We start from the raw sequence: 2,302 nt of genomic DNA on the forward strand, positions 1-2,302 counted from the left end.
GTATCTCATGTATCATTCTCCTCAACTCAATCTTCCTACAGTTTAGCTTTAGTTAAAAAACTTTGCAACGGAACCAATTTTTTCATCTCTCCATTGGTTCTGTTGCAAAGTTTTAATTTCTTAAAAAAATGCGAATTAACATACACTCATTCAGAATAAATGCTCAGTAATATATGGAAAATTATATAGTTCATTCATAAATTTGAGTGATTTTTAAACTTTGCAACAGAGCCGTTGAACTTATATGTATTTGTATATAATGTTTTATAGATTCTATACTTTTCTATAGATACTATATAACCTATTCATCTCGAAATAATTAGTATAATCTTAATAGCAAGAAAACAAATAACTAAAGAAAAGGAGCTAACATAATGAAACAGACTGTAACAAATAAATGAATAAAAACACTCCCACTTGTTTGTGCATTAAGTACAACTTTATTTGTAGGACCCGTTGCTACTTTTGCTGAGAACCTATCTAGAATCTTTTCAATAAAATCGCCACACCTGCCAATAAGCAACTTTGTCTACTATTTTCAAGTGTTCGTTCACAGTTCTTCCACAGTCTGCGGTAATTGTTCAACCAAGCAAAAATTCGTTCCACAATCCAGCGTTTCGGTAACACGACAAACTTGTGAAGTTCAGAGCGTTTAATAACTTCAACCGAACAATTAATCGTTTCTTTTATTGATTGTGCGAATGATGGGCCCGTGTATCCACCATCACAAAGTATATTTGTCACTTTGTCCAATGCTTTCTTATGTCTTTCACACATTTGGTTAGCACCCTCTCGGTCTGTTATATTCGCAGTTGTTACCTGAATCGCATGAATGAGACCGTTGGTATCTACAGCGATATGTCGTTTGATTCCTGACACTTTCTTTCCGGCATCGTAGCCTTTTTCACCAGCTGCCATGTGCTTTTCACGCTTTGTGCATCTACGATGCAGAAACTCGTCTGCTTTTTACGTTCATTTTGCTCACGATAGGTTTCGACCAATTTTTTTATGCACTTTTTCGAGAAGACTTGTGTCATTCTCGTCTACTTTCCGCCAAATTTGATAGTAGGCATAAACGGTTTTCCAGTGTGGAAAGTCACTTGGCAGATTGCGCCATTGGCAACCTGTTGTGAGCAGGTACAGTACGCCGCAGAATACTTCGTACAAATCGACTGTGCGGGGGCGCGTCTTTTTACGTGCGTTTTCTAAATCTTCTCGAATCAGTTCAAACTGTTCACAAGAAATATTACTTGTATAGTTGTGTATCATCGAAAACATCCTTTTTTGTCTACATTATAGCAAAGATTTTAGATAGGTTCTAAGCAATAAAAACCATTTTTAGGAGGGAACGGAAATGAATCAGAAAAATATTTCAAAAGTATTACTAGCTACTGGAATAGCAGCCAGTTCGCTGTTTTTTGTAGGGAGTGCTACTAGTGTAGCTGCTACAACATCTACAAGTAATACACAACAGGTAAACTATGCTGTTTTTGAAGAATATGGTAAAAAATGGCTAGCAAGTTTAAATGCTGATCAAAAAAATGCAATTACCTATTATACAGGACAGAATTACACGGATATAAACTATTATTTAAGAAGTAATAAAAAAACCACGCTACCCGGATCAAGTATATCTAAAGCTGAATTGGACAAAAAAATTAGTTTTATTGACTCTGCAATCAATAAAGCAACTTTACAAGAAGATATCACCGTTTACAGAAATACTGGTGAGCAAGAATTAAACGCAGCGAAAGATTTTTTACAACATACATTTGGGCTTGACCTAAACTCTTTAGATGGCATTAAGGATTTTGACAAATATATTAATAAAGCCATTTCCCTCGTAAATAATAGCATCAATAAAACGAATACAGCGTTAGCATATACTAGCACTTCCTTACAAAAAAATGGTGTCTTTAGTGGTTCAGCCATTCGTATGGAAATAAAAGTTCCAAAAGGTACCCATGCGCCATACGTGGATTCTATTTCTAAATATAAAGGTGAAAAAGAATTACTTTTGCCAAGAGGTTCCAAATTTAAGATAATTGGTGCATCTACCATTCAAGAAAATGGGCATAATATATTAGTTATTAGAGCTACTTTAGTATCTTAATAGAGGTTCTGTTACAAAGTTTGAATAATTATCAGAATTCCTTGTACGTCAAAAAAGAGAAATCTGGAATGTGACTTCTCTTTTGTTTGTATATGACATGAATCGTTTCGATGGTTCTGGTGCAAATAAAGAATACATTCCAACGAGCAATGAGGATTCCTATCGGAATCGTTCTTTACGCTGTTAATC

The 2,302-nt window shown here is 34.8% G+C and carries 3 protein-coding genes and 1 pseudogene; 1 reads left to right on the forward strand and 3 read right to left on the reverse strand.

What is annotated here, in order from left to right; all coding sequences use genetic code 11:
• Positions 1-480: 480 nt before the first annotated feature.
• Positions 481-951 carry an IS5 family transposase gene (locus tag JDS99_RS32465; RefSeq protein WP_255543222.1) on the reverse strand — a complete coding sequence of 157 codons (471 nt, stop codon included), beginning with the start codon at positions 949-951 and terminating at the stop codon, positions 481-483.
• 30 nt (positions 952-981) lie between these two features.
• Positions 982-1,278: a transposase gene (locus JDS99_RS32470; RefSeq protein WP_345943250.1), complete on the reverse strand. Its 297-nt coding sequence runs from the start codon at positions 1,276-1,278 to the stop codon at positions 982-984.
• A 76-nt stretch (positions 1,279-1,354) separates the two neighbouring features.
• On the opposite strand from JDS99_RS32470, the gene JDS99_RS30390 reads away from it, so the two are divergent.
• Positions 1,355-2,113, forward strand: a complete 759-nt coding sequence (locus JDS99_RS30390; protein WP_199696438.1) for an ADP-ribosyltransferase — start codon at positions 1,355-1,357, stop codon at positions 2,111-2,113.
• A 31-nt stretch (positions 2,114-2,144) separates the two neighbouring features.
• Here JDS99_RS30390 and JDS99_RS32875 read toward each other — a convergent pair.
• Positions 2,145-2,225: pseudogene (locus JDS99_RS32875) on the reverse strand (IS6 family transposase); the annotation flags it as partial.
• Between the last annotated feature and the right edge of the window lie 77 nt (positions 2,226-2,302).

The organism is Bacillus cereus group sp. N6 (assembly GCF_016483705.1).
Lineage (GTDB): Bacteria > Bacillota > Bacilli > Bacillales > Bacillaceae_G > Bacillus_A > Bacillus_A wiedmannii.